The organism is Branchiibius cervicis (assembly GCF_042661605.1).
Lineage (GTDB): Bacteria > Actinomycetota > Actinomycetes > Actinomycetales > Dermatophilaceae > Branchiibius > Branchiibius cervicis.
Genome location: NZ_JBHSWJ010000002.1, coordinates 1,400,508 through 1,421,124 on the forward strand (window position 1 = coordinate 1,400,508; position 20,617 = coordinate 1,421,124).

Sequence of the window (20,617 nt, forward strand, 5' to 3'; positions counted from 1 at the left end):
ATGGCCGAACTGGAGCGCGAGGACGCATTCGCCCGGGTGCCCGATGGTTTCGAGCGACTGTGGACTCCGCATCGCATGGTCTACATCGACACCCCGAAACCGCAGAACGACGACTCGGACGCATGTCCGTTCTGTGTTGCGCCCACCCGCAGCGACGCTGAGGGCTTGATCGTGCACCGCGGCGAACTGTGCTTCGCGGTGCTGAACCTCTTCCCGTATAACCCCGGACACCTGTTGATCTGCCCCTACCGGCACGTACCGCTCTATGTCGATCTCACCGACGAGGAGACCGCAGAGTTCAGTGCGCTGACCAAAGCGGCCATCGCGGCACTCACCGCGGCTTCGGCACCCGACGGTTTCAACCTGGGCATGAACCAGGGCGCCGTCGCCGGGGCGGGCGTCGCGGCGCATCTGCACCAGCACGTCGTACCCCGCTGGGGCGGTGACTCCAACTTCCTACCGATCGTGGCCCAGACCAAGGCGCTGCCGGTCCTGCTGGAAGACACCCGCGAGCGCCTGGTGGCCGCTTGGCCGGAGAGCGGCCGCTGACCCCGTAGGCTCGGGGCCACCATGCTCAACCGATTCGCCCGGGCGCTGTTCACGCGCCTGTTCACCCCCTCGCCCGGTTCTTGCTCAAGCTCGGCATCAGCCCCGACGTCGTGACCATCGTGGGCACCCTCGGCGTCTGCGTCGGCGCTCTCGCCTTCTATCCGCGCGGCTCGTTCTTCTGGGGCACGATCTTCATCACCTGTTTCGTCTTCTCGGACATGATCGACGGCAACATGGCCCGTCAGTCCGGGCGATCCAGTGTGTGGGGCGCCTACCTCGACTCGACGCTGGACCGGGTCGGCGACGCCGCGATCTTCAGCGGGCTGATCCTGTACTACGCCGGCGAGGGCGACAGCATGGTGATGACCGCTCTTGCGCTGGCCTGTCTGGTGCTGGGGAGCGTGGTCTCCTACGCCAAGGCCCGCGCCGAAGGCCTGGGGATGACCGCCAACGTCGGCATCGCCGAGCGCGCCGACCGTCTGGTCGCGGTGCTCGTCACGACCGGGCTGGTCGGGATCCCGTTCCTGCACCTGCCGACCGCCGTGCTGGGTGTAGTGCTCGCCCTGCTGGCGGCCGCGAGCCTGGTCACCGTGATCCAACGGATGCTCACCGTGCGTCAGCAGGCGCTGGCGGCGGAGACCGGGGCGTGAGCCGCCGCAGCGACCTGACCGGGGCAGCGACCGTCACCGGCTACCGCGCCGGGTGGGGGTTGGTGCGCCGGTTGCCCGAGCGATCGGCGTACGCCGCGTTCCAGATTGCCGCCGACCGAACCTACGCGCGGAACGGCAAGAGCGTCCAAAGGCTGCGCGCCAACTACGCCCGGGTCCGACCCGAGTTGGACGAGGCGGCGCTCGAAGCCCTGGTCAAGGAGGGGATGCGCTCCTACCTGCGGTACTTCTGCGACGCGTTCCGGTTGCAGCTGCAGACCCGCGAATCCCTCGACGGCATCGTGCAGCTGGAGGATCACGGGGATGAGATCCGCGCCCAGGTGGGGGCGGGCAAGCCGCTGATCGGCTTCCTGGGGCACATGGGCAACTGGGACCTCACCGGCGCCTGGGCGACCTACCACTTCGCCAAGGTCACCACCATCGCCGAGCGGCTCAAGCCCGAGGAGTTGTTCGAGGAGTTCCTGGAGTTCCGGGAGAGCCTCGGCATGACGATCATCCCGCTCACCGGCGGGAGCGCGCCGTACGCCGCGATGCGCGACGCGCTCAACGACGGCGGGTTCGTGCCCCTGCTGGCCGACCGCGACCTGACCTCGCACGGTGTCGAGGTGGACCTGTGCGGCCACCGGGCCAAGGTCGCCGCCGGACCGGCCCGGCTGGCGCTGGAGACCGGTGCGGCGTTGCACACCATCGCGATCCGTTACCGGCCGCTGCCGGGCCGGGCGATGCAGGGGATCACCGCGCACATCGGCCCGCGCGTTCCCGTGCCGGAGGGTGTGGATGACAACGAGAAGGTGCGGTTGATGACCCAGGCGTGCGTCGACGTACTGGGCGAGCAGATCCGGTTGCACACCGCGGACTGGCACATGATGCAGCGGGTCTTCCTCGATGACCTGGACCCGGCGCGTACCGAGGGCGCGCGGTGAGGGTCGGGATCGTCTGCCCGTACGCCGTTGACGTGCCCGGCGGGGTGCAGTTCCACGTCCGTGACCTGGCCGAATACCTTCTGGCCGCAGGCCATCACGTCAGCGTGCTGGCGCCCGCCGACGACGACACCCCGCTGCCGCCGTACGTCGAGAGCGCCGGCAAGGCGGTTCCGGTGCCTTACAACGGATCGGTCGCGCGCCTCCTGTTCGGTCCGGTCACCGCAGCGCGGGTGTCGCGGTGGATCGAGCGCGGCGAATTCGACGTCGTCCACGTGCACGAGCCGATCAGCCCCAGCCTGTCCATGCTGGCCATGTGGGCCTGCGAAGGACCGCTGGTGGCGACCTTCCACACCAGCAACGCGCGCTCGCGCACACTGAGCACCCTGCAACCGCTGATGCAATCGGGGCTGGAGAAGATCCGCGGCCGCATCGCGGTGTCCGAGGCCGCGCGCCGGTTCCTGCTGTCGCACATCGACATGGATTGCACCGTCATCCCCAACGGGGTGTACGTCGATGACTTCGCCCGCGCGCACGTCACGCCCGCGTGGGCCGGAACCCCGCAGCGGCCCACCATCGCCTTCCTCGGCCGGATCGAGGAACCGCGCAAGGGGATCGCGGTCCTGCTGGCGGCACTGCCGGAGGTGCTGCGGGTCTGGCCGGGGCTGCGCGTGCTCATCGCCGGACCCGGCGACCCGCGTGAAGTGATGTCCGGCCAACCGGACCAGGTGAAGCAGGCGTGTGAGTTCCTCGGCCCGGTCACCGACGAGCAGAAGGCCTCCATGCTGCATTCGGTGGATGCCTACATCGCCCCGAACACCGGCGGGGAGAGCTTCGGGATCATCCTGATCGAGGCCATGAGCGCAGGCGCCCCGGTGATCGCCAGCGACATCGAGGCCTTCGACGCGGTCCTGCGCGGCGGGGCGTGCGGTGCACTGTTCGCCAACGAGGACGCCGGATCGCTGGCCGCACAGATCCAGCGCGTGCTGGGCGATGCCGACCTTCGCGCCCGGTTGCGGGCGTCCGGGCTGCAGCGCGCCCGAGAGTTCGACTGGTCGCGGGTGGCAACAGAAATCATCAATGTCTACGAAACCGTCCTCGCCGCCGAGCCGCGTCCGGTCATGATGGAAGAGACCGCACCGAGTACGACGCGGCGGGGGAGGCGGCTGTCGGCAGTCCGGCAGTTCCGCAGACTGACAGGAGGCGACTGATGCAGACGCTGGGGTGGATCGCATTAGCGATCGCGATCGTGGCCGTGATCGCGTGGTACTTGTCCTACAACGCGGCCCGGCTGGACCGGTTGCACGCCAAGGTCGAGGGATCGGTGTCGGCCCTGGACGCCCAGCTGGTCCGGCGCGCCGAGGTGTCAATCGAACTGGCCAACTCCGGGCTGATCGACCCGGCCAGTGCGATGCTCCTGGCCGAGGCGGCCAGTGAATCGCTGGACACCTCGGATGCGGCCGCGGTGCGGGCCGAGGTGTCAGAGCAGGGCGTCGACGCCCACCGTGCCCGGGTCGAGACCAATCTGACGCACACCCTGCGGGCCGTGCTCGGCCCGGAAGTTCTGGAGACGATGCGGGCCCGCGACAATTACGCGCAGGAGCAGATCGACCGGGTCCAAGCGGCATGCCAGCGGGTACAGCTGGCCCGCCGGTTCTACAACGACGCGGTCGCCGATGTGCAGAACATGCGCGCGCAGACGCTGGTGCGGGTGTTCCGGTTGGCCGGCCACACCGACCTGCCGCAGGTGCTCGACTTCGATGACACGGTCCCGCAGGTCGTGGCGATCCCGGTTCCGGAGGCCTGAGCGCGGCAGGAGGTGCGCCTGGCTGCTTCATGCCAAATGTTGATGGGTGGCACCTAGCTGCCTCCAGCTGCCCTTAGTCTGGTGTCATGACGAACGAGACGACGGGCACCGCGCGGGTCAAGCGCGGCATGGCCGAGATGCTGAAGGGCGGCGTCATCATGGACGTCGTCACCCCCGACCAGGCCAAGATCGCCGAGGACGCCGGTGCCGTGGCGGTCATGGCCCTGGAGCGGGTTCCGGCCGACATCCGGGCTCAGGGCGGCGTCTCGCGGATGAGCGACCCCGACATGATCGACGGCATCATCTCGGCGGTGTCGATCCCGGTGATGGCCAAGGCCCGCATCGGGCACTTCGTCGAGGCGCAGGTCCTGCAGAGCCTCGGGGTGGACTACATCGACGAGTCCGAGGTGCTGACCCCGGCGGACTACAGCAACCACATCGACAAGTGGGAATTCACCGTTCCCTTCGTGTGCGGTGCGACCAACCTCGGTGAGGCGCTGCGCCGGATCACCGAGGGTGCGGCGATGATCCGCTCCAAGGGCGAGGCCGGCACCGGTGACGTCTCGAACGCGACGACCCACATGCGCCAGATCCGTCAGGAGATCCGGCGGCTGACGTCGCTGCCGGAGGATGAGTTGTTCGTGGCGGCCAAGGAGTTGCAGGCGCCGTACGAACTGGTGAAGGAAGTCGCCGAACTGGGCAAACTGCCGGTCGTGCTCTTCACCGCCGGGGGCATCGCCACCCCGGCAGATGCGGCCATGATGATGCAACTCGGCGCCGAGGGCGTCTTCGTCGGCTCCGGCATCTTCAAGAGCGGCAACCCCGCCGAGCGCGCCGAAGCCATCGTCAAGGCAACGACGTTCTACGACGACCCCGACGTGATCGCCAAGGTCTCCCGCGGGCTGGGCGAGGCCATGGTCGGCATCAACGTCGAGGAGATCCCTCAGCCGCACCGACTCGCCGAGCGCGGCTGGTAGGTCACGGCACCGGCGGCAGGGTCCCGTGGTGGACGGTCTTGACCCGGATCCCGCGCGAGGAGCCGGCGTACTTCGACGATCCTGACTCGAAGATGACGTGCACCTGCCCGTTGACGTAGGTCAGTCCCTCCGCCCGCGGCGCGGTGACAATCCAGTTGCCCCGCGCCGTACTGCCGTCGTAGGTGCGCGAGCGGCGCCAGTAGATGAGGTTGGAGTCCTTGCTGCCCCACGACTGCGACCAGATGAACAGACTGCCGGTGACGGCCAGGCCCTGCACCTGTGAGGGCGTGCGAATCTTCGCGGTGGGATTCTTCGGCAGGTTGCCGCTGCTGTTCACGGGATAGGCATACATGTAGTCGCGGTGCTCGGGGTTGCAGGTCCCGGTCCACAAGGTGTCGCCGTAGGAACCGACGTACGACGCCTTGCCGTCGACGTCGAATTCCTTGCTGGCGTGGATGATCGACCCGTTCGCTTGTGAGAACCGGCTCGTGGGGTAACGCAGCAACCGTGAGTCCATCGACAGCCAGATGTAGCCGGGAGTGGTCGCCAGCCCACCGACGTGACGCTGGGTGTTGAGCTGGAACCAGTTGAGGGTGGCGCCGGTCGACCGGCTCACGATGAACAGCCGGCTCTTGGCCCGCTTCGTGTAATCGGCGTCGCCGTAGCGTCCGTCGTAGTAGGAGATCAGCAGCTTGTCGTTGCCCCAGTGGGTCAGCCCCTGCGGCACCCAGTACGTGTCGACGCCCGGGTAGGCCCGCGGGCCGGGGTTGAAGTACTTGTCGTACTCGGGGTAACGGCTGGCCGCGGCGCTGATGTCCGCACGGGTCAGGCCGAGCGCCGCACTACCGGTGACGGCGGCGGTGGCGGTGAGGAACTGGCGACGGTCGAGGAGGCTCATGGGCCCTGACCCTAGGCCCCATCGCTCCTAACGGGTGAGCCGATCACGCAACTGTTCCACCTCGTCCTGGGACCAGCCCTGCTCCCGCAACCAGCCGGCGGCACCGCCCCAGCCTTCGTCCAGCGCGGTGAGGACCGCCAACGCCGAATCGGCATGCGGCGTCTGGTCGGCCAGGGTCTGGGTCGCCAGTGCTTCGCCGTACGACGGTCGCCGGGCCAGCCTGTCGATGATCGCCGCGAGGCGCTCCTGGGTGAGCGCGTAGTCGGCGGCGATCTCGGCGTGCGGCACTCCGGCGACGTCCAGGGCCATGGCCACGACGGTTCCGGTCCGATCCTTACCGGCAGCGCAGTGCACGACAGTCGCTCCCGATGCGCCTGCGATCGCCGAGAGCGCGCCGGAGACCGAGTCCGGTCGCTGTTCGAGGTAGCCCAGGTAGCTCCGCGCCCAGAAGCCGGCGTCGCGGACCCGGCGGGGGTCGTACCCAATGCTCGCTGCGCCACGCGCTCGCTGGACTCGTCGCTGCGCTCGCGCAGCAACGAATGGTGGTGGTGGGTCACGGTGCTGACCTCGCGCATCGGTCCCGGGCCTTCGAGGTGCAACTCCCGGTCGGCGCGCAGGTCCACGATGTCGGTCACGCCGAGCTCGTCCACGAGGCGCCGGACATCACCGGCAGTGAGGTCCTGCAGGTTGTCCGAGCGGATCAAACGACCGAACTGGGTGCGTCCGCCGTCGACCGTCGGTAACCCGCCGATGTCGCGCATGTTGACCAGGCCGTCGAGATCGATCCATCGTTGCGTCACCTATGAATCGTAGGCACGTGCGGAGGGTGCTTCCGGTAAGGGTGGTTCGAGACGGCGGTCCGCGGCGTAGCGTTCTCGGCGTGACAAGCCTCGATCGCACCGATCCGCCCGCCATCAACACCCTCGGGCAGTTGCGGGCCAGTGGGCACGAACACCGCAGCGTGCGCCAGGAGCTGCGCGCCAACCTGCTGGCGGCACTGGCCTCCGGCGAGGATCCGTGGCCGGGCATCCAGGGATTCGACGACACTGTCCTGCCCCAGCTCGAGCGAGCACTGCTCGCCGGCCACGACGTCGTCCTGCTGGGGGAGCGCGGCCAGGGCAAGACCCGGTTGTTGCGCACCCTGCCGTTGCTGTTGGACGAGTGGACCCCGGTCATCGAGGGCGCCGAGCTGGGAGAGCACCCTTACGATCCGATCACCACTGAATCCATCCGCCGGGCAACCGAACTCGGTGATGACCTGCCCGTGGCGTGGCGCCACCGATCCGAGCGGTACGCCGAAAAGCTGGCTACCCCCGACACCTCCGTCGCCGACCTGGTGGGTGACGTCGATCCGATGAAAGTCGCACAGGGCCGCAGCCTGGGCGATCCCGAGACCATCCACTTCGGCCTGATCCCACGAGCACACCGCGGCATCGTTGCGATCAACGAGCTGCCCGACCTCGCCGAGCGCATCCAGGTGGCGATGCTGAACGTCATGGAGGAGAAGGACATCCAGATCCGCGGTTACCTGCTGCGGCTGCCGTTGGACGTGCTCGTGGTCGCCAGCGCCAACCCGGAGGATTACACCAACCGCGGTCGGATCATCACCCCGTTGAAGGACCGGTTCGGTGCTCAAGTACGCACCCACTACCCGTTGGACCTCGCCGGTGAAGTGGCCGTCATCGAACAGGAGAGCAACTTCGTCGCGGAGGTTTCGGCCTCGGTCCTGGAGGTCATCGCCCGCTTCACGCGAGCGTTGCGTGAGTCTTCCGCGGTCGACCAACGCTCCGGTGTCTCAGCGCGATTCGCGATCGCCGCGGCCGAGACGGTGGCTGCGGGTGCGTTGCACCGGGCCACGGTCACCGGTGAGGGCACCGCGGTGGCGCGGGTCGTCGACCTGCCCGACGTGCTCGACGTGCTGACCGGCAAGGTCGAGTTCGAGTCCGGTCACGAGGGTCGGGAGCGGCCGGTGCTGGAGCATCTGCTGCGCACGAGCATCGCCGACACCGTCCGGGGCACGCTGGCCGGGGTGGATCTGGGGCTGCTGGTGGCGGCCATCCAGGACGGCGCACAGATCGAGACGGGACCGCGCACACCTGCCGACGAGGTGCTCGCACAACTGCCCGCGATCGGCGAGTCCGATCTCTACGACCAGATCGACGGGCGCCTCGAGGCGACATCGCCGGGGGAGCGGGCCAATGCGATCGAGTTCGCGCTCGAAGGCCTCTACCTGGCCAGGCGGATCGGCAAGGACGCCGACGAAACCGGCCACACGACGTACGGGTGATGGCCGGCTCCCGCGGCGAGAGCCGCTACCACCGGTACACCGGCGGGCCCGACCCCCTGGCCCCGCCGGTGGATCTGGCCGAAGCCCTGGACGCGGTCAGCGAAAGCGTGATGGCCGGGTACTCTGCCGACCGGGCGCTGCGGGAGTTCCTGCGGCACGGACCCCAGGGCCGGCAGGGTCTGGACGACCTGGCCGCGCAAGCGATGCGGCGCCGCCAGGACCTGCTGCAGCGCAGCAACCTGGGCGGCACGTTCGAGCAGGTCCGGGAGTTGCTGGAGCAGGCTGTCCTGGCGGAACGCAAGCAACTGGCCCGCGACCTCGACGACGACGCCCGGTTCGCCGAAATGCGGATCGAGAATCTGCCGCCCTCGCCCGCCGCCGCGGTGAGCGAGCTGGGCGATTACCAGTGGCGCAGTTCGGAGGCACGCGAGAAGTTCGAGCAGATCAAGGATCTCCTGGGCCGGGAGATGCTCGATCAGCGGTTCGCCGGGATGAAACAAGCCCTCGAGAACGCCACCGACGAGGATCGTCAGCAGGTCAGCGAGATGCTGTCGGACCTGAACGACCTGCTCGGCAAACATGCCCGCGGTGAGGACACCCCCGCCGACTTCGATGAGTTCATGGCCAAGCACGGTGAGTACTTCCCGGAGAATCCGCAGAACATCGACGAACTGCTGGACTCGCTGGCGCAGCGGGCGGCGGCCGCCCAACGGTTGCGCAATTCGCTGACCCCTGAACAACGCGCCGAGCTGGACGAGTTGGCGGCGTCCGCGTTCGGCTCCCCGGAGCTGATGTCGCAACTGTCCCAATTGGATTCGCTGCTGCAGGATCTGCGCCCGGACGCCGGCTGGGGTGGTTCTGAAGCGATGGACGGCCAACAGGGCCTGGGCCTCGGGGACGGCACCGGAGTGCTGCAGGAAGTGGCCGCGTTGGATCAGCTCGCCGAGCAGCTGTCGCAGTCCTACGCCGGCTCGCAGATGGCAGACCTGGATCTGGAGGCGCTGGACCGGCTGCTCGGGCCGGATGCTGCAGACGCGGCCCGGCACCTGCAGGAGTTGGACGCCGGGATGCGCCAACGGGACATGCTCAACCGGGACTCGGAGGGTGATCTTCGCCTGTCCCCGCGGGCCATGCGTGAACTCGGCAGGACCCTGCTGCGGGACATCTCCCGGTCGATGTCGGGCCGGGACGGGTCGCGTCAGGCTATGCGGGCCGGTCTGGCGGGGGAGGCGACCGGCGCCAGTAAGCAATGGGCTTTCGGCGACACCGAACCGTGGGATGTCTCGCGCACCATGACCAACGCGGCGGTGCGGCGGGCCGTCGACGGCGGACCCGTGCTGGTCATGGACGACGTCGAGGTGCAGGAGACCCAGGAGCGGACCCACGCAGCCGTCGCGCTGCTGGTCGACACGTCGTTCTCCATGGCGATGGACGGTCGTTGGCTGCCGATGAAGCGCACAGCGGTTGCCCTGCACCATCTGATCCAGACCCGGTTCCGCGGGGACCAACTGGAGCTCATCGCGTTCGCCCGGCAGGCCGAACGGATGCCGATCGACACCCTCACCTCGCTCGCGCCGGAATGGGACAAGGGCACCAACCTGCATCACGCGCTGCTGTTGGCGCAGCAGTTCTTCCGCAAGCACCCGGCCTCACAGCCGGTGCTGCTGATCGTCACCGACGGTGAACCGACAGCGCACATCGAACCCGACGGTGAGGTCGCCTTCGCCTACCCGCCGCACCCGCTGACGGTCGCCTACAGCGTGCGCGAGTTGGACGCAGTGACCCGGCTCGGTGCGCGGACGACGATCTACCGTCTCGGGGAGGATCCCTCCCTCGAGCGGTTCCTGGAGCAGCTCGCCCAACGGGTCGGCGGCACCGTGGTCGCCCCCGAACTGGACGATCTCGGCGTAGCGGTGGTCGACGGCTATCTCAGAGGTCGTTCGCGAGGGCGGTGAGACCGGGCCCGCCGTGGCCCGCCGGGCCGACCGGCCTATTGTCGGCGCATGACCGTCATCGGGGTTCTCGCGCTGCAAGGCGATGTGCGAGAGCACCAGCGTGCCCTCCAGGAGGCGGGTGTCGATGCCCCCGCGGTACGCCGGCCGGCCGAGGTGGCGCACGTCGACGGCTTGGTGATCCCCGGTGGCGAGTCGACGACGATCGACAAGCTCATCACGGCTTTCGGCCTGCGGGAACCGCTGCGGCAGCGTCTTGCTGGCGGGATGCCGGTCTATGGCTCGTGCGCCGGGATGATCCTGTTGGCGAGCACCATCCTGGACGGTCGTCCCGACCAGGAACCGCTCGCCACGATCGAGATGACGGTCCGGCGCAACGCGTTCGGCCGCCAGGTCGACTCTTTCGAGGCGGATCTGGCGGTGGCCGGTATCGCCGGTGCGCCGATGCGCGCCGTCTTCATCCGGGCGCCCTGGGTGGAGTCCGTGGGGCAGGACGTCCGGGTCCTGGCCACCGTGACCGGGCCGGACGGCGCAACGCACCCGGTCGCCGTACGTCAGGGCAACGCGTTGGCCACCTCCTTCCATCCGGAGGTGACCGGCGATCACCGGGTGCACGCGCTCTTCGCGGACATGGTGCGTTCGGCGCAGACCGGGGCGCCCTCGTAGACTTGACCGGTTGACTCGTAACGAAGCGATGTAGAGGCAGGGCATGAGCGGTCACTCCAAATGGGCGACAACCAAGCACAAGAAGGCGGCGATCGACGCCAAGCGCGGCAAGCTGTTCGCCAAGCTCATCAAGAACATCGAGGTCGCGGCCCGCTCCGGCGGCGGCGACCCGGCGGGTAACCCCACCCTGTACGACGCGATCCAGAAGGCCAAGAAGTCCTCGGTCCCCAACGACAACATCGATCGCGCCGTCAAGCGCGGCTCCGGCGCGGAAGCCGGCGGCGCCGAATACCTGGCGCTGACCTACGAGGGCTATGCCCCCGGCGGTGTCGCGCTGTTGATCGAGTGCCTCACCGACAACAAGAACCGCGCCGTTGCAGAGGTGCGCACCGCGCTGCAGAAGAACGGCGGGTCCATGGCCGACAGCGGTTCGGTCGCCTACCTCTTTCACCGCAAGGGCGTTGTCATCGTGCCCAAGGCGGGCAAGAGCGAGGACGACATCCTGGAGATCGTTCTGGATGCTGGGGCCGAGGAGGTCAACGACCTGGGGGACTCCTTCGAAATCGTCTCGGAGGCGACCGATTTCGTGGGCGTCCGTGAGGCATTGCAGGCAGCTGATGTTGACTACGACTCCGCAGAGGCATCGTGGCTGCCCACGATGGAGATCGAGCTGGACGCCGACGGCGCCAAGAAGATGTTCCGCGTCATCGAGGCCCTCGAGGACAGTGACGACGTGCAGAACGTCTACGCCAACGGTGACGTGTCCGACGAGGTCCTGGCCGAGCTGGACGAGGACTGACGACGAAGGGCGATCCGGAGGTTGTGGGCGAGCTTGCGAGCACGCGGCCGGAGGGTTAGCACGAGCAGTCGGTTCACCTCGACGAGGGCTGAGCGGCGCGTCGCTCACTGTCGTAGGCCCACCCGGCAGGTAGCGTGAAGCGAACACCTGTTCGGATCGAGGGGAGTGGCGCGTGCGAGTTCTGGGGGTCGACCCCGGTCTGACCCGTTGCGGTCTGGGCGTGGTGGAGGGTCAGCTCGGGGCGCCGCTGCGGTTGGTCGAGGTCGGCGTGGTCCGTACGCCGATCGACCAGGAGCCGGCGCTGCGGCTGCTCACGCTGCAGACCGAGATCGACGACTGGCTGGAGCGGCTGCGTCCGGACGCAGTCGCCGTCGAGCGGGTCTTCGCCAAGGCCAACATCAAGGGGATCATGGGCACCGCGCAGGCGTCCGCCGTCCCGATGCTGGCCGCCGCCCGGCGCGGCCTGCCCCTGGCGATGCACACCCCGTCGGAGGTCAAGGCCGCGGTGACCGGCAACGGCCGGGCCGACAAGAACCAGGTCACGGCCATGGTCACGCGCATCCTTCGGCTGCAGGTCGCACCGCGGCCCGCGGATGCCGCCGATGCCATCGCCCTGGCGATCTGTCATCTGTGGCGCGGCGCCGCACAGGACCGGATCGCCCAGGCAGTCGCGATGCAACGGGCCGCGCGGTGATCTCCTCACTGTCCGGCACGGTGCTTTCCGCCGGCCTGGATCACGTGGTGGTGGAGGTCGGGGGAGTCGGACTGCTGGTGCACACCACCCCGGCCGCGGCCTCGTCGACGCGGGCCGGCGCCCAGCTGCGCCTGGCCACCTCACTGGTGGTGCGTGAGGACTCGCTGACCCTGTTCGGGTTCGACACCGCGGCCGAGCGTGACCTGTTCGAACTCGTGCAGACCGTCTCCGGCGTCGGGCCGCGCCTGGCCCTGGCCATGCTCGCGGTACATGCACCCGATCCGTTGCGCACGGCAATCGCGGGCAACGACGTGACGGCGCTGACCAAGGTTCCCGGCATCGGCAAGAAGGGCGCCGAGCGGATCGTCCTGGAGCTCAAGGACAAGGTGGGCGCGCCCGCGGGCTCACCGGGCGGCGTACCCTCAGCGGCTCCGGTGCTGTCCACCGATCAGGACCAGGTCGTCGAAGCGCTCGTCGGGCTCGGCTGGAACGCCAAGCAGGCCGGTGACGCGGTCGCGTCGGTCACCGCGGAGACCGACGGGCTGGATGTTGCCGAGACGTTGCGGGCGGCGCTACGCCGTCTGGGTCGGTAGGCGGGCGGCAGGCGATGGCCGACGAGGACTACGAGTACGAGGATTCCTCCATCGACGCGACGGCGCGCGTGGTGGATCCCGGCGGCAACGACGACGAGCGCCGGTTCGAGGCCGCTCTGCGGCCCAAGCGGCTGGCGGACTTCCCGGGCCAGCCCAGGGTCAGCTCCCAGCTGGCGCTGGTGCTGGAGGCCGCGCGCCGTCGCGGCGCGCCACCGGACCATGTCCTACTGTCCGGGCCGCCCGGCCTGGGCAAGACCAGTCTGGCGATGATCATCGCCGCTGAGTTGGAGCAGCCGATCCGGATCACCAGCGGCCCGGCGATCCAGCACGCGGGCGACCTGGCGGCGATCCTGTCTTCGCTGGCCGAGGGCGAAGTGCTCTTCCTCGACGAGATCCACCGGATGGCCCGGCCCGCGGAGGAGATGCTCTACCTGGCGATGGAAGACTTCCGGGTCGACATCATCGTGGGCAAGGGACCGGGCGCGACCGCAATCCCGTTGCAACTACCGCCCTTCACGGTGGTCGGGGCCACCACCCGGGCCGGGCTGCTACCGGCGCCGCTGCGCGACCGGTTCGGTTTCACCGGCCACCTCGACTACTACTCCGGCGCCGACCTGGCGACCATCCTGCACCGCAGCGCCGCATTGCTGGGCGTCGACTGCACACCCGATGGCATCAGCGAGATCGCCTCACGGTCGCGCGGCACTCCGCGTATCGCCAACCGCCTGCTGCGCCGGGTGCGCGACTACGCCCAGGTGCACGGCAGCGGCATAGTCGACCTGGAGGCCGCCCGCAGCGCACTGGCGCTGTTCGACGTCGACGTCAGCGGTCTGGACCGGCTCGACCGAGGCGTGCTGGAGGCGCTGTGCAAGCGGTTCGCCGGCGGCCCGGTGGGGCTGACCACCTTGGCCATCGCCGTCGGTGAGGAGCCGGACACCGTCGAAACCGTGGTCGAGCCCTACCTGGTGCGTGAGGGGTATCTCATTCGTACGCCGCGCGGCCGGGCGGCATCGGACAAGGCATGGGAACACCTGGGCCTGACCCCTCCGGAACCCGCCGTTACCGGCTCCACGGGCACGCCCACGCTGCCGTTCGGGACCGATGAGGGCCGCTTCGGCTGAAGCCCGTCGGGAACCGGAGTTGGGTGGGTCACGTTGCTCACCTAGACTCGGGCGTCGGTGCCCCTGCATCGACCGGACCGGTTGGCGCGGGTGTCGCGTTCGGCACGACCACGACGTAAGGACTTGGACTTCATGCCTTTCTTGGCGACCGCCGGATCCTCCTCCGGGGGCGGATACGGCAGCTATTTGATCCTGCTGCTCCCTTTGGTGCTCCTGGGCTTCCTCTTCTGGTCCCAGCGCAAGCGTCAGCGGGCCACCCAGCAGCAACAGGCTGAGATCACCGTCGGCAGCGAGGCCGTCACCACTTCCGGGATCTACGGCACGGTGACCGCCGTGCAGGATCCCGTGGTCAGCCTGGAGGTGGCGCCCGGGCTCACCCTGAACGTCGATCGCCGAGCGATCCTGCCCCGCGCCGCCCTGGGCGGGCGCCCGCGCGCCGGCGTCGTTCCCCAGATTCCCGGCGGCCGGTACGGCGAGTTGCCGGCCGGCGCCCCCGCGGCACCGGTGCAGGCGCCGGAGCAGGGCACGACCTACGGCCAGGCGGTCGACCAGACCGACCAGCCGGGACAGTCGCAGGACAAGGACTGATCGGTGGCAAGTACCCCCGGCGCTCGATGCTGGGCCATCCCAAACGCACGCTCCTGAGCCTGCTCGCCCTGGCAGCCGTGCTCTTCCTGGGCATCGGTGCGACTGTCGCCTGGGGTAACCCGCAGGGTCAGTGGACCCCCAAGCTCGGTCTCGACCTCGAAGGCGGCCGGCAGATCATCCTGCAGCCGCAAGTTGGCAAGGGTCAGGCGGTCAACTCCGGGCAGATGCAGCAGGCCGTCGACATCATCCGCAAGCGCGTCGACGCCACCGGCGTCGCCGAGGCCGAAGTGACCACCCTCGGATCGGACAGCATCGTCGTCTCGATCCCCGGAGACCCCTCCGAGGACATCCTCAACTCGCTGGCGCAGTCCTCCCAGCTGGCGTTCCGGGCCGTGATCGCGACCAGCCAGATCACCAACGAGCAGATCACCCCGACGCTGCCCACGCCGTACACGCCGGCACCCACCCCCACCGCGACCCCCACGGCCAGTCCGACCTCCGGCGCGACGGTGGCGCCCAGCGGCGGAGCGGAAGCCCCGACCAGCTCGGCGACGTCAACCGGCGCCAATGCGGCGCTGCCGCAGGCATACCCCGCGGCCACGAACACTCCGAGCCCGACGTCGACCGCGACGAGCAGCCCGGCAGCGACGCCGACGGCATCGGCCACCCCGTCCGGGACGGCGACCTCCGGGACCACCGCTGACAGCAGCAAGCCGAAGAACGCCAGCGATACGGCCTGGCAGTCCCAGCCGGTTGCGCAGTACTGGATCGACACCGGTTACGTCACCAAGGGTCAGACCTACAACGATCTGTACACCGCGTTCTCCTGCACCAACACCAACCCCGCGGTCGGTCCCACGGCCACGCAGTGGAAGGAAGCGGCCGCGTCCGCGCCGCTGAACCAGCCCAGCGTGGGCTGCGACCCCGCGAACAAGTACCTCATGGGTCCCTCGGAGGTCAACGGATCGCAGATCTCCGATGCAACCTACGGGCAGAAGACCAACTCCGCCGGTCAGGCGACCGGTGAGGTCGTGGTCAACCTGTCCTTCAACAGTGCCGGCGCCAAGGCGTTCGGCGACGTGACGACCCGGCTGGTGTCCCTGCAGTCGCCGCAGAACCAGTTCGCGATCACCGTCGACGGCCAGGTCATCTCCGCCCCGACCGCCAACGAACCCATCACCAACGGACAGGCGCAGATCAGCGGTTCGTTCACCCAGGACAGCGCCAAGACGCTGGCCGACCAGCTGAAGTTCGGCGCGTTGCCGTTCTCCTTCAGCCAGGTGTCCTCCGAGCAGATCAGCCCGCAACTGGGTTCCGACCAGCTCAAGTGGGGTCTGATCGCCGGTCTGATCGGTCTGGTGCTCGTGGTGGTCTACTCGCTGCTGCAGTACCGCGCTCTGGGCCTGGTCACCGTGGCTTCGCTGGGCGTGGCGGCGCTGCTGTCCTACGGGGCCGTGACCTTCCTGGGCTGGGCCAACAACTTCCGCCTGACCATGGCCGGCGTGACGGGTCTGATCGTGGCCATCGGTATCACCGCGGACAGCTTCATCGTCTACTTCGAACGGGTCCGCGATGAAGTGCGCATCGGCCGGCCGCTGCGGGCGGCGGTGCAGACCGGATGGGCCCGGGCGCGCCGTACGATCGTGATCTCCGACGCGGTCAACTTCCTCGCGGCGGCGGTCCTCTACATCCTGTCCGAGAGCAACGTGAAGGCGTTCGCCTTCACCCTCGGCCTGACCACGATCATCGACCTGCTGGTCGTGACCATGTTCACCCACCCGGTGCTGACCCTGTTGTCCCGTACGAAGTTCTTCGGTGGGGGGCATACGTGGAGCGGTTTCGATCCTGCCCGGCTGGGTGCACGGACCGTGACGTACGCCGGTCGTGGCCGGGTGACGATCGCCGACCGCAAGGCCGCCGAGCGCAAGGGCAGTGACAGCGATACGGATGCGGTCGCTCCGGCAGGAGGGAACGCCTGATGGCCAGCTTCGCCCAGTTCGGTAACGACCTGTTCACCGGTCGCCGGCAGATCGACTTCATCGGCAAACGCCGCCGCTGGTACCTCGTCAGCCTGGTGCTGATCGTCCTGGCGCTGATCGGCATCTTCGGCCGTGGACTGAACTTCTCCCTGGAGTTCACCGGCGGCTCGGAGGTACGGGTTGCTTCGGTCAGCTCAGCGCAGATGGCCGACTACGACCAACGTGCCCGGGACACCGTGCGCCAGGCGACCGGCTCGGACGACAATCTGATCATCACCAAGCTCGGTGACGACACCGTGCGGGTGCAGTCCGAGAAGCTGGGTAACGGCTCCGCCGCGGCAACCGAGCAGGTGCGGGTGGCCCTGGCCGATCAGTTCAAGGTCCCCGAGAGTGCGGTGACGACACAGTTCATCGGCCCCTCGTGGGGAGACGGTGACCCGCAAGGCGATCATTGCGTTGATCGTCTTCCTGATTCTGGTCTCGGTCGTGTTGGCGATCTACTTCCGCACCTGGACCATGGCCGCCGCCGCCGTCATCGCTCTGCTGCACGACCTGATCATCACGGTCGGTATCTACGCGCTGACCGGGCTGGAGGTCTCGCCGGCTACCATGATCGGCTTCCTGACCATCCTGGGTTACTCCATGTACGACACCGTGGTGGTGTTCGACAAGGTCCGGGAGAACACCCAGGACGCTGCCCGCACCGGGCGCCGTACGTACGCCCAAGCGGCCAACTACGCCGTCAACCAGACGCTGGTCCGCTCGATCAACACCTCGGTGGTGGCGTTGCTGCCCATCGCGTCATTGCTGGTCGTGGGCTACTTCTTCATCGGCCCGGGCACCCTGCTGGACCTGTCGCTGGCGCTGTTCATCGGTATCGCGGTGGGCACCTACTCCTCGATCTTCGTCGCCACCCCGGTGCTGGCGTCCCTGCGCAGCCGGGAGCCGTCGATCAAGGAGCAGGACCGCCGCGCGCTGGCCTACCAGGCGGCCCAGTCCAAGGCGCTGGACGAGGTGGGCGGTGAACACCGCAGCGCCGAATCCATCTCCGGGGTCATCGAGCCGGAGCAGGAGAAGGCGGTCGCCAGCGCGCAATCGCGTGCTCGTAGCCGCCGCGAGATCCATCCTCGGGCCAAGCGGGAGGAGTGAGCGGCATGGTCGAGGAACTGATCCTGGAGCACACCCGCGACGTCGCCGACTTCCCCGAGCCCGGGGTGCAGTTCAAGGACCTCACCCCGCTGTTCGCCGCGCCTGAGGCGTTCCGCTCGGTGGTCGACGACATCGGCTCGAGGTACCGCGCTGCGGTCGACGTCGTGGTGGGCATCGAGGCCCGGGGATTCATCCTGGCGGCACCGGTGGCGATGGCGATGGATCTTCCGTTCGTCCCGGTCCGCAAGGCAGGCAAACTGCCCGGACCCACCCTGCGCCAGGAGTATTCGCTGGAGTACGGCACCGCGACCATCGAGGTGCACTCGGATTCCCTGGCGGCCGGCCAGCGGGTCCTCCTGCTGGATGACGTGCTGGCCACCGGCGGTACGGCCGCGGCCGCGGCGAGCCTGATCGAGCGGACCGGTGCGCGGGTCGCCGCCATCGAGATGCTGATGGAGCTGGGGTTCCTGGGCGGCCGGGCCAAACTGGCCGGATACGACGTGAACGCCATCGTGTCGGTCTAACCCACTGTTCGGCGACGAACTGGCCCCCGACGGCAACTAGACTCTGGTTATGACAGATGCGGGACGCGCCGACCGCGGGCAGGGTTCGCCGACCGCTGCGCGTGTGCGCAACCGGTTGGTGCGTCTGGGTCAGCCCCGCACGAGCACCAATCGCGTCCTGGAACCTCTGCTGCGCACGGTGCGTGCGACCCACCCCAAGGAAGACCTGACGGTCATCGAACGCGCCTACGACGTCGCGGAGCGTGCCCACCGCGGCCAGATGCGCAAGAGCGGCGATCCGTACATCACGCATCCGCTGGCGGTGGCCACGATCCTGGCCGAGCTGGGCATGACCCCGCCCACGCTGGCCGCCGCACTGTTGCACGACACCGTCGAGGACACCGAGTACTCCCTGGAGCACCTGCGCGCCGACTTCGGCGACGAAATCGCCGGCATGGTCGACGGTGTCACCAAACTGGACAAGGTCACCTACGGTGACGCCGCGCAGGCGGAGACGGTCCGCAAGATGGTCATCGCGATGGCCAAGGACATCCGGGTGCTGGTGATCAAACTGGCCGACCGCCTGCACAACGCGCGCACCTGGCGGTACGTGTCGCAAGCCTCCGCGCAGCGCAAGGCAACCGAGACCCTGGAGATCTACGCGCCGCTGGCCCACCGTCTGGGCATGAACACCATCAAGTGGGAGCTGGAGGATCTGTCCTTCGCGACCCTCTACCCCAAGGTGTACGACGAGATCGCGCGCCTGGTCGCCGAGCGGGCACCAGCTCGCGAGGAGTACCTGCGCAGTGTCCGTGAGCAGGTTACGGCGGATCTGCGTGCCGCGAAGATCAAGGCAACGGTCACCGGCCGCCCGAAGCACTACTACTCCGTCTACCAGAAGATGATCGTGCGCGGCCGCGACTTCGAGGAGATCTACGATCTGGTCGCCGTCCGCGTCCTGGTGGAGTCGGTGCGTGACTGCTACGCCGTACTCGGCACCTTGCACACCCGGTGGAGTCCGCTTCCCGGGCGGTTCAAGGACTACATCGCGATGCCGAAGTTCAACATGTACCAGTCGCTGCACACCACCGTGGTGGGCCCGGAGGGCAAACCGGTCGAGATCCAGATCCGCACGTACCAGATGCACCGCCGGGCGGAGTACGGCGTGGCCGCGCACTGGAAGTACAAGGACGACGCGCGCAACGCGGCCGCCGGAATCGACAGCAGCGACAGCAAGTCCGGGTCCCTGAACGAGATGGCCTGGCTGCGTCAGTTGATGGAGTGGCAACGGGAGACGGCCGACCCGGGGGAGTTCCTGGACTCGTTGCGCTTCGACGTGGGCTCCCGCGAGGTGTACGTGTTCACCCCCAAGGGCGCCATCATCGGGTTGCCGGCGGGATCGACCCCCGTGGACTTCGCGTACGCCGTGCACACCGAAGTCGGGCACCACACCATCGGGGCACGCGTCAACGGCCGGCTGGTCCCGCTGGAGTCGCCGCTGGAGAACGGCGACTCGGTGGAGATCCTCACCTCCAAGGCCGACAACGCAGGTCCCAGCAGGGACTGGCTGTCCTTCGTGCGAAGCCCCCGTGCCCGCAACAAGATCCGGCAGTGGTTCTCCAAGGAGCGTCGCGAGGAAGCGATCGAACGCGGCAAGGACGCTCTGGCCAAGACGCTTCGCAAGCAGGGTCTTGGTATCCAGCGGTTGATGTCGCCGGAGTCGATGCGCCTGGTGGGCGATCAGTTGCACTACGCCGACATCGACGGCCTGTACGCCGCGGTGGGCGACGGCCATGTCTCGGCGGAGCACGTCGTCAGCCAACTCGTCGCGGCCCTCGGGGAGAGGACGCGACCACCGAGGATCTGGCCGAGGCGACGACGCCCACCATGTCGCGTTCGGTGCGCTCCCGCTCCTCCGACCCGGGAGTTACCGTCGTGGGGGCCGACGACGTCTGGGTGAAGCTGGCCCGCTGCTGCACCCGGTTCCCGGCGACGACATCATCGGATTCGTCACCACCGGCAACGGGGTGTCGGTCCACCGGCGCGACTGCGTCAACGCCCAGCAGTTGCTCAAACAGCCCGACCGGATCATCCCCGTCGAATGGGCGCCGTCGTCCGCCAGCGTCTTCCTGGTCCAGCTGCAGGTCGAGGCGCTGGATCGCAACCGGCTGCTCTCCGATGTGACGCGGGTGCTCTCGGACCAGCACGTGAACATCCTGTCGGCGAGCGTTGCGACCAGCCGCAACCGAGTTGCCATGTCCCGCTTCACCTTCGAGATGGGCGACCCCAGCCACCTCGACCACGTCATCAAGGCCGTACGCAAGATCGACGGGGTTTTCGACGTCTACCGGATCACCGGCGGGTCGCACCGACGAGCCGACGACGACCCGGTCGATCAGGTCACCGGCGAACCCGTCGATAAGGCAATTCAACCCACGGTCGCCGGTGAACCGGTGGACCGCTGAAC

General features: G+C 68.4%; 19 protein-coding genes and 4 pseudogenes. 19 read left to right on the forward strand and 4 right to left on the reverse strand.

Features of this window, described 5'->3' with window-relative positions; genetic code table 11:
- The 6 genes and pseudogenes from ACFQBT_RS07405 (at nucleotide 1) to pdxS (ending at nucleotide 4,921) form a co-directional block, all read left to right on the forward strand.
- Nucleotides 1-549: an HIT family protein gene (locus ACFQBT_RS07405; RefSeq protein ID WP_377821606.1), complete on the forward strand. Its 549-nt coding sequence runs from the start codon at nucleotides 1-3 to the stop codon at nucleotides 547-549.
- A gap of 21 nt (nucleotides 550-570) precedes the next feature.
- Nucleotides 571-1,199, forward strand: a pseudogene (pgsA, locus tag ACFQBT_RS07410) (phosphatidylinositol phosphate synthase).
- Complete coding sequence (locus ACFQBT_RS07415) at nucleotides 1,196-2,140, forward strand: phosphatidylinositol mannoside acyltransferase (protein WP_377821608.1); 945 nt, start codon at nucleotides 1,196-1,198, stop codon at nucleotides 2,138-2,140. The pseudogene pgsA and the gene ACFQBT_RS07415 overlap by 4 nt, the downstream one beginning before the upstream one ends.
- Nucleotides 2,137-3,348, forward strand: a complete 1,212-nt coding sequence (locus tag ACFQBT_RS07420) for a glycosyltransferase family 4 protein (protein WP_377821610.1) — start codon at nucleotides 2,137-2,139, stop codon at nucleotides 3,346-3,348. The genes ACFQBT_RS07415 and ACFQBT_RS07420 overlap by 4 nt, the downstream gene beginning before the upstream one ends.
- A complete protein-coding gene (locus ACFQBT_RS07425; RefSeq protein ID WP_377821612.1) occupies nucleotides 3,348-3,944 on the forward strand; it encodes a LemA family protein in 597 nt (198 codons plus the stop codon). The genes ACFQBT_RS07420 and ACFQBT_RS07425 overlap by 1 nt, the downstream gene beginning before the upstream one ends.
- Before the next feature lie 86 nt (nucleotides 3,945-4,030).
- Nucleotides 4,031-4,921, forward strand: a complete 891-nt coding sequence (gene pdxS / locus ACFQBT_RS07430) for a pyridoxal 5'-phosphate synthase lyase subunit PdxS (protein ID WP_377821614.1) — start codon at nucleotides 4,031-4,033, stop codon at nucleotides 4,919-4,921.
- Nucleotide 4,922: 1 nt separating this feature from the next.
- Here the strand turns inward: pdxS and ACFQBT_RS07435 are convergent, their stop codons facing one another.
- The 3 genes and pseudogenes from ACFQBT_RS07435 to ACFQBT_RS07445 all read right to left on the reverse strand — a co-directional run.
- Nucleotides 4,923-5,819: a twin-arginine translocation signal domain-containing protein gene (locus ACFQBT_RS07435; RefSeq protein ID WP_377821616.1), complete on the reverse strand. Its 897-nt coding sequence runs from the start codon at nucleotides 5,817-5,819 to the stop codon at nucleotides 4,923-4,925.
- A 27-nt stretch (nucleotides 5,820-5,846) separates the two neighbouring features.
- Nucleotides 5,847-6,305 carry a tyrosine-protein phosphatase gene (locus tag ACFQBT_RS07440; protein ID WP_377825397.1) on the reverse strand — a complete coding sequence of 153 codons (459 nt, stop codon included), beginning with the start codon at nucleotides 6,303-6,305 and terminating at the stop codon, nucleotides 5,847-5,849.
- A 68-nt stretch (nucleotides 6,306-6,373) separates the two neighbouring features.
- A pseudogene (locus ACFQBT_RS07445) lies at nucleotides 6,374-6,580 on the reverse strand (tyrosine-protein phosphatase); the annotation flags it as partial.
- 119 nt (nucleotides 6,581-6,699) lie between these two features.
- On the opposite strand from ACFQBT_RS07445, the gene ACFQBT_RS07450 reads away from it, so the two are divergent.
- From ACFQBT_RS07450 to ACFQBT_RS07495, 10 genes and pseudogenes are all read left to right on the forward strand, one after another.
- A complete protein-coding gene (locus ACFQBT_RS07450) occupies nucleotides 6,700-8,106 on the forward strand; it encodes a sigma 54-interacting transcriptional regulator (RefSeq protein WP_377821618.1) in 1,407 nt (468 codons plus the stop codon).
- Nucleotides 8,106-10,061 carry a vWA domain-containing protein gene (locus ACFQBT_RS07455; protein ID WP_377821620.1) on the forward strand — a complete coding sequence of 652 codons (1,956 nt, stop codon included), beginning with the start codon at nucleotides 8,106-8,108 and terminating at the stop codon, nucleotides 10,059-10,061. Before ACFQBT_RS07450 ends, ACFQBT_RS07455 begins: the two co-directional genes overlap by 1 nt.
- 48 nt (nucleotides 10,062-10,109) lie before the next feature.
- Nucleotides 10,110-10,724: a pyridoxal 5'-phosphate synthase glutaminase subunit PdxT gene (gene pdxT, locus ACFQBT_RS07460; protein ID WP_377821622.1), complete on the forward strand. Its 615-nt coding sequence runs from the start codon at nucleotides 10,110-10,112 to the stop codon at nucleotides 10,722-10,724.
- A gap of 43 nt (nucleotides 10,725-10,767) precedes the next feature.
- Nucleotides 10,768-11,523 carry a YebC/PmpR family DNA-binding transcriptional regulator gene (locus ACFQBT_RS07465; protein WP_377821623.1) on the forward strand — a complete coding sequence of 252 codons (756 nt, stop codon included), beginning with the start codon at nucleotides 10,768-10,770 and terminating at the stop codon, nucleotides 11,521-11,523.
- Nucleotides 11,524-11,695: 172 nt separating this feature from the next.
- Nucleotides 11,696-12,217, forward strand: coding sequence for a crossover junction endodeoxyribonuclease RuvC (gene ruvC / locus ACFQBT_RS07470; protein WP_377821624.1), 522 nt, complete (start codon nucleotides 11,696-11,698; stop codon nucleotides 12,215-12,217).
- Nucleotides 12,214-12,810 carry a Holliday junction branch migration protein RuvA gene (ruvA, locus tag ACFQBT_RS07475; RefSeq protein ID WP_377821626.1) on the forward strand — a complete coding sequence of 199 codons (597 nt, stop codon included), beginning with the start codon at nucleotides 12,214-12,216 and terminating at the stop codon, nucleotides 12,808-12,810. Before ruvC ends, ruvA begins: the two co-directional genes overlap by 4 nt.
- Before the next feature lie 14 nt (nucleotides 12,811-12,824).
- A complete protein-coding gene (gene ruvB, locus ACFQBT_RS07480) occupies nucleotides 12,825-13,931 on the forward strand; it encodes a Holliday junction branch migration DNA helicase RuvB (RefSeq protein ID WP_377821628.1) in 1,107 nt (368 codons plus the stop codon).
- Between the two features lie 132 nt (nucleotides 13,932-14,063).
- Nucleotides 14,064-14,519 (forward strand): preprotein translocase subunit YajC, encoded by a 456-nt coding sequence (gene yajC / locus ACFQBT_RS07485; RefSeq protein ID WP_377821630.1) that lies wholly within the window; start codon nucleotides 14,064-14,066, stop codon nucleotides 14,517-14,519.
- Nucleotides 14,520-14,545: 26 nt separating this feature from the next.
- On the forward strand, nucleotides 14,546-16,498 hold the full coding sequence (gene secD, locus ACFQBT_RS07490) for a protein translocase subunit SecD (protein ID WP_377821632.1): 1,953 nt from the start codon (nucleotides 14,546-14,548) through the stop codon (nucleotides 16,496-16,498).
- Nucleotides 16,498-16,653, forward strand: a pseudogene (locus ACFQBT_RS07495) (protein translocase subunit SecF); the annotation flags it as partial. The gene secD and the pseudogene ACFQBT_RS07495, both read left to right, overlap by 1 nt.
- A 39-nt stretch (nucleotides 16,654-16,692) precedes the next feature.
- On the opposite strand, the gene ACFQBT_RS07500 reads toward ACFQBT_RS07495, so the two are convergent.
- A complete protein-coding gene (locus ACFQBT_RS07500; protein ID WP_377821633.1) occupies nucleotides 16,693-16,950 on the reverse strand; it encodes a hypothetical protein in 258 nt (85 codons plus the stop codon).
- Here ACFQBT_RS07500 and secF point away from each other — a divergent pair.
- From secF to ACFQBT_RS07515, 3 genes and pseudogenes are all read left to right on the forward strand, one after another.
- Nucleotides 16,931-17,647 carry a protein translocase subunit SecF gene (secF, locus tag ACFQBT_RS07505; RefSeq protein ID WP_377821635.1) on the forward strand — a complete coding sequence of 239 codons (717 nt, stop codon included), beginning with the start codon at nucleotides 16,931-16,933 and terminating at the stop codon, nucleotides 17,645-17,647. The two genes, ACFQBT_RS07500 and secF, sit on opposite strands and share 20 nt — an antisense overlap.
- A 5-nt stretch (nucleotides 17,648-17,652) precedes the next feature.
- Nucleotides 17,653-18,171, forward strand: coding sequence for an adenine phosphoribosyltransferase (locus ACFQBT_RS07510; protein ID WP_377821637.1), 519 nt, complete (start codon nucleotides 17,653-17,655; stop codon nucleotides 18,169-18,171).
- Between the two features lie 49 nt (nucleotides 18,172-18,220).
- A pseudogene (locus ACFQBT_RS07515) lies at nucleotides 18,221-20,615 on the forward strand (RelA/SpoT family protein).
- The last annotated feature ends 2 nt before the right edge of the window (nucleotides 20,616-20,617 follow it).

Excerpts from the sequence above, each read along its gene's own strand:
- ACFQBT_RS07405 (WP_377821606.1), top strand. The coding sequence starts at position 1 with ATGGCCGAACTGGAGCGCGAGGACGCATTCGCCCGGGTGCCCGATGGT.
- ACFQBT_RS07425 (WP_377821612.1), top strand. The coding sequence starts at position 3,348 with ATGCAGACGCTGGGGTGGATCGCATTAGCGATCGCGATCGTGGCCGTG.
- pdxS (WP_377821614.1), top strand. The coding sequence starts at position 4,031 with ATGACGAACGAGACGACGGGCACCGCGCGGGTCAAGCGCGGCATGGCC.
- ACFQBT_RS07435 (WP_377821616.1), bottom strand. The coding sequence starts at position 5,819 with ATGAGCCTCCTCGACCGTCGCCAGTTCCTCACCGCCACCGCCGCCGTC.
- ACFQBT_RS07455 (WP_377821620.1), top strand. The coding sequence starts at position 8,106 with ATGGCCGGCTCCCGCGGCGAGAGCCGCTACCACCGGTACACCGGCGGG.
- pdxT (WP_377821622.1), top strand. The coding sequence starts at position 10,110 with ATGACCGTCATCGGGGTTCTCGCGCTGCAAGGCGATGTGCGAGAGCAC.
- ACFQBT_RS07465 (WP_377821623.1), top strand. The coding sequence starts at position 10,768 with ATGAGCGGTCACTCCAAATGGGCGACAACCAAGCACAAGAAGGCGGCG.
- ruvB (WP_377821628.1), top strand. The coding sequence starts at position 12,825 with ATGGCCGACGAGGACTACGAGTACGAGGATTCCTCCATCGACGCGACG.
- yajC (WP_377821630.1), top strand. The coding sequence starts at position 14,064 with ATGCCTTTCTTGGCGACCGCCGGATCCTCCTCCGGGGGCGGATACGGC.
- secD (WP_377821632.1), top strand. The coding sequence starts at position 14,546 with ATGCTGGGCCATCCCAAACGCACGCTCCTGAGCCTGCTCGCCCTGGCA.
- ACFQBT_RS07500 (WP_377821633.1), bottom strand. The coding sequence starts at position 16,950 with ATGATCGCCTTGCGGGTCACCGTCTCCCCACGAGGGGCCGATGAACTG.
- ACFQBT_RS07510 (WP_377821637.1), top strand. The coding sequence starts at position 17,653 with ATGGTCGAGGAACTGATCCTGGAGCACACCCGCGACGTCGCCGACTTC.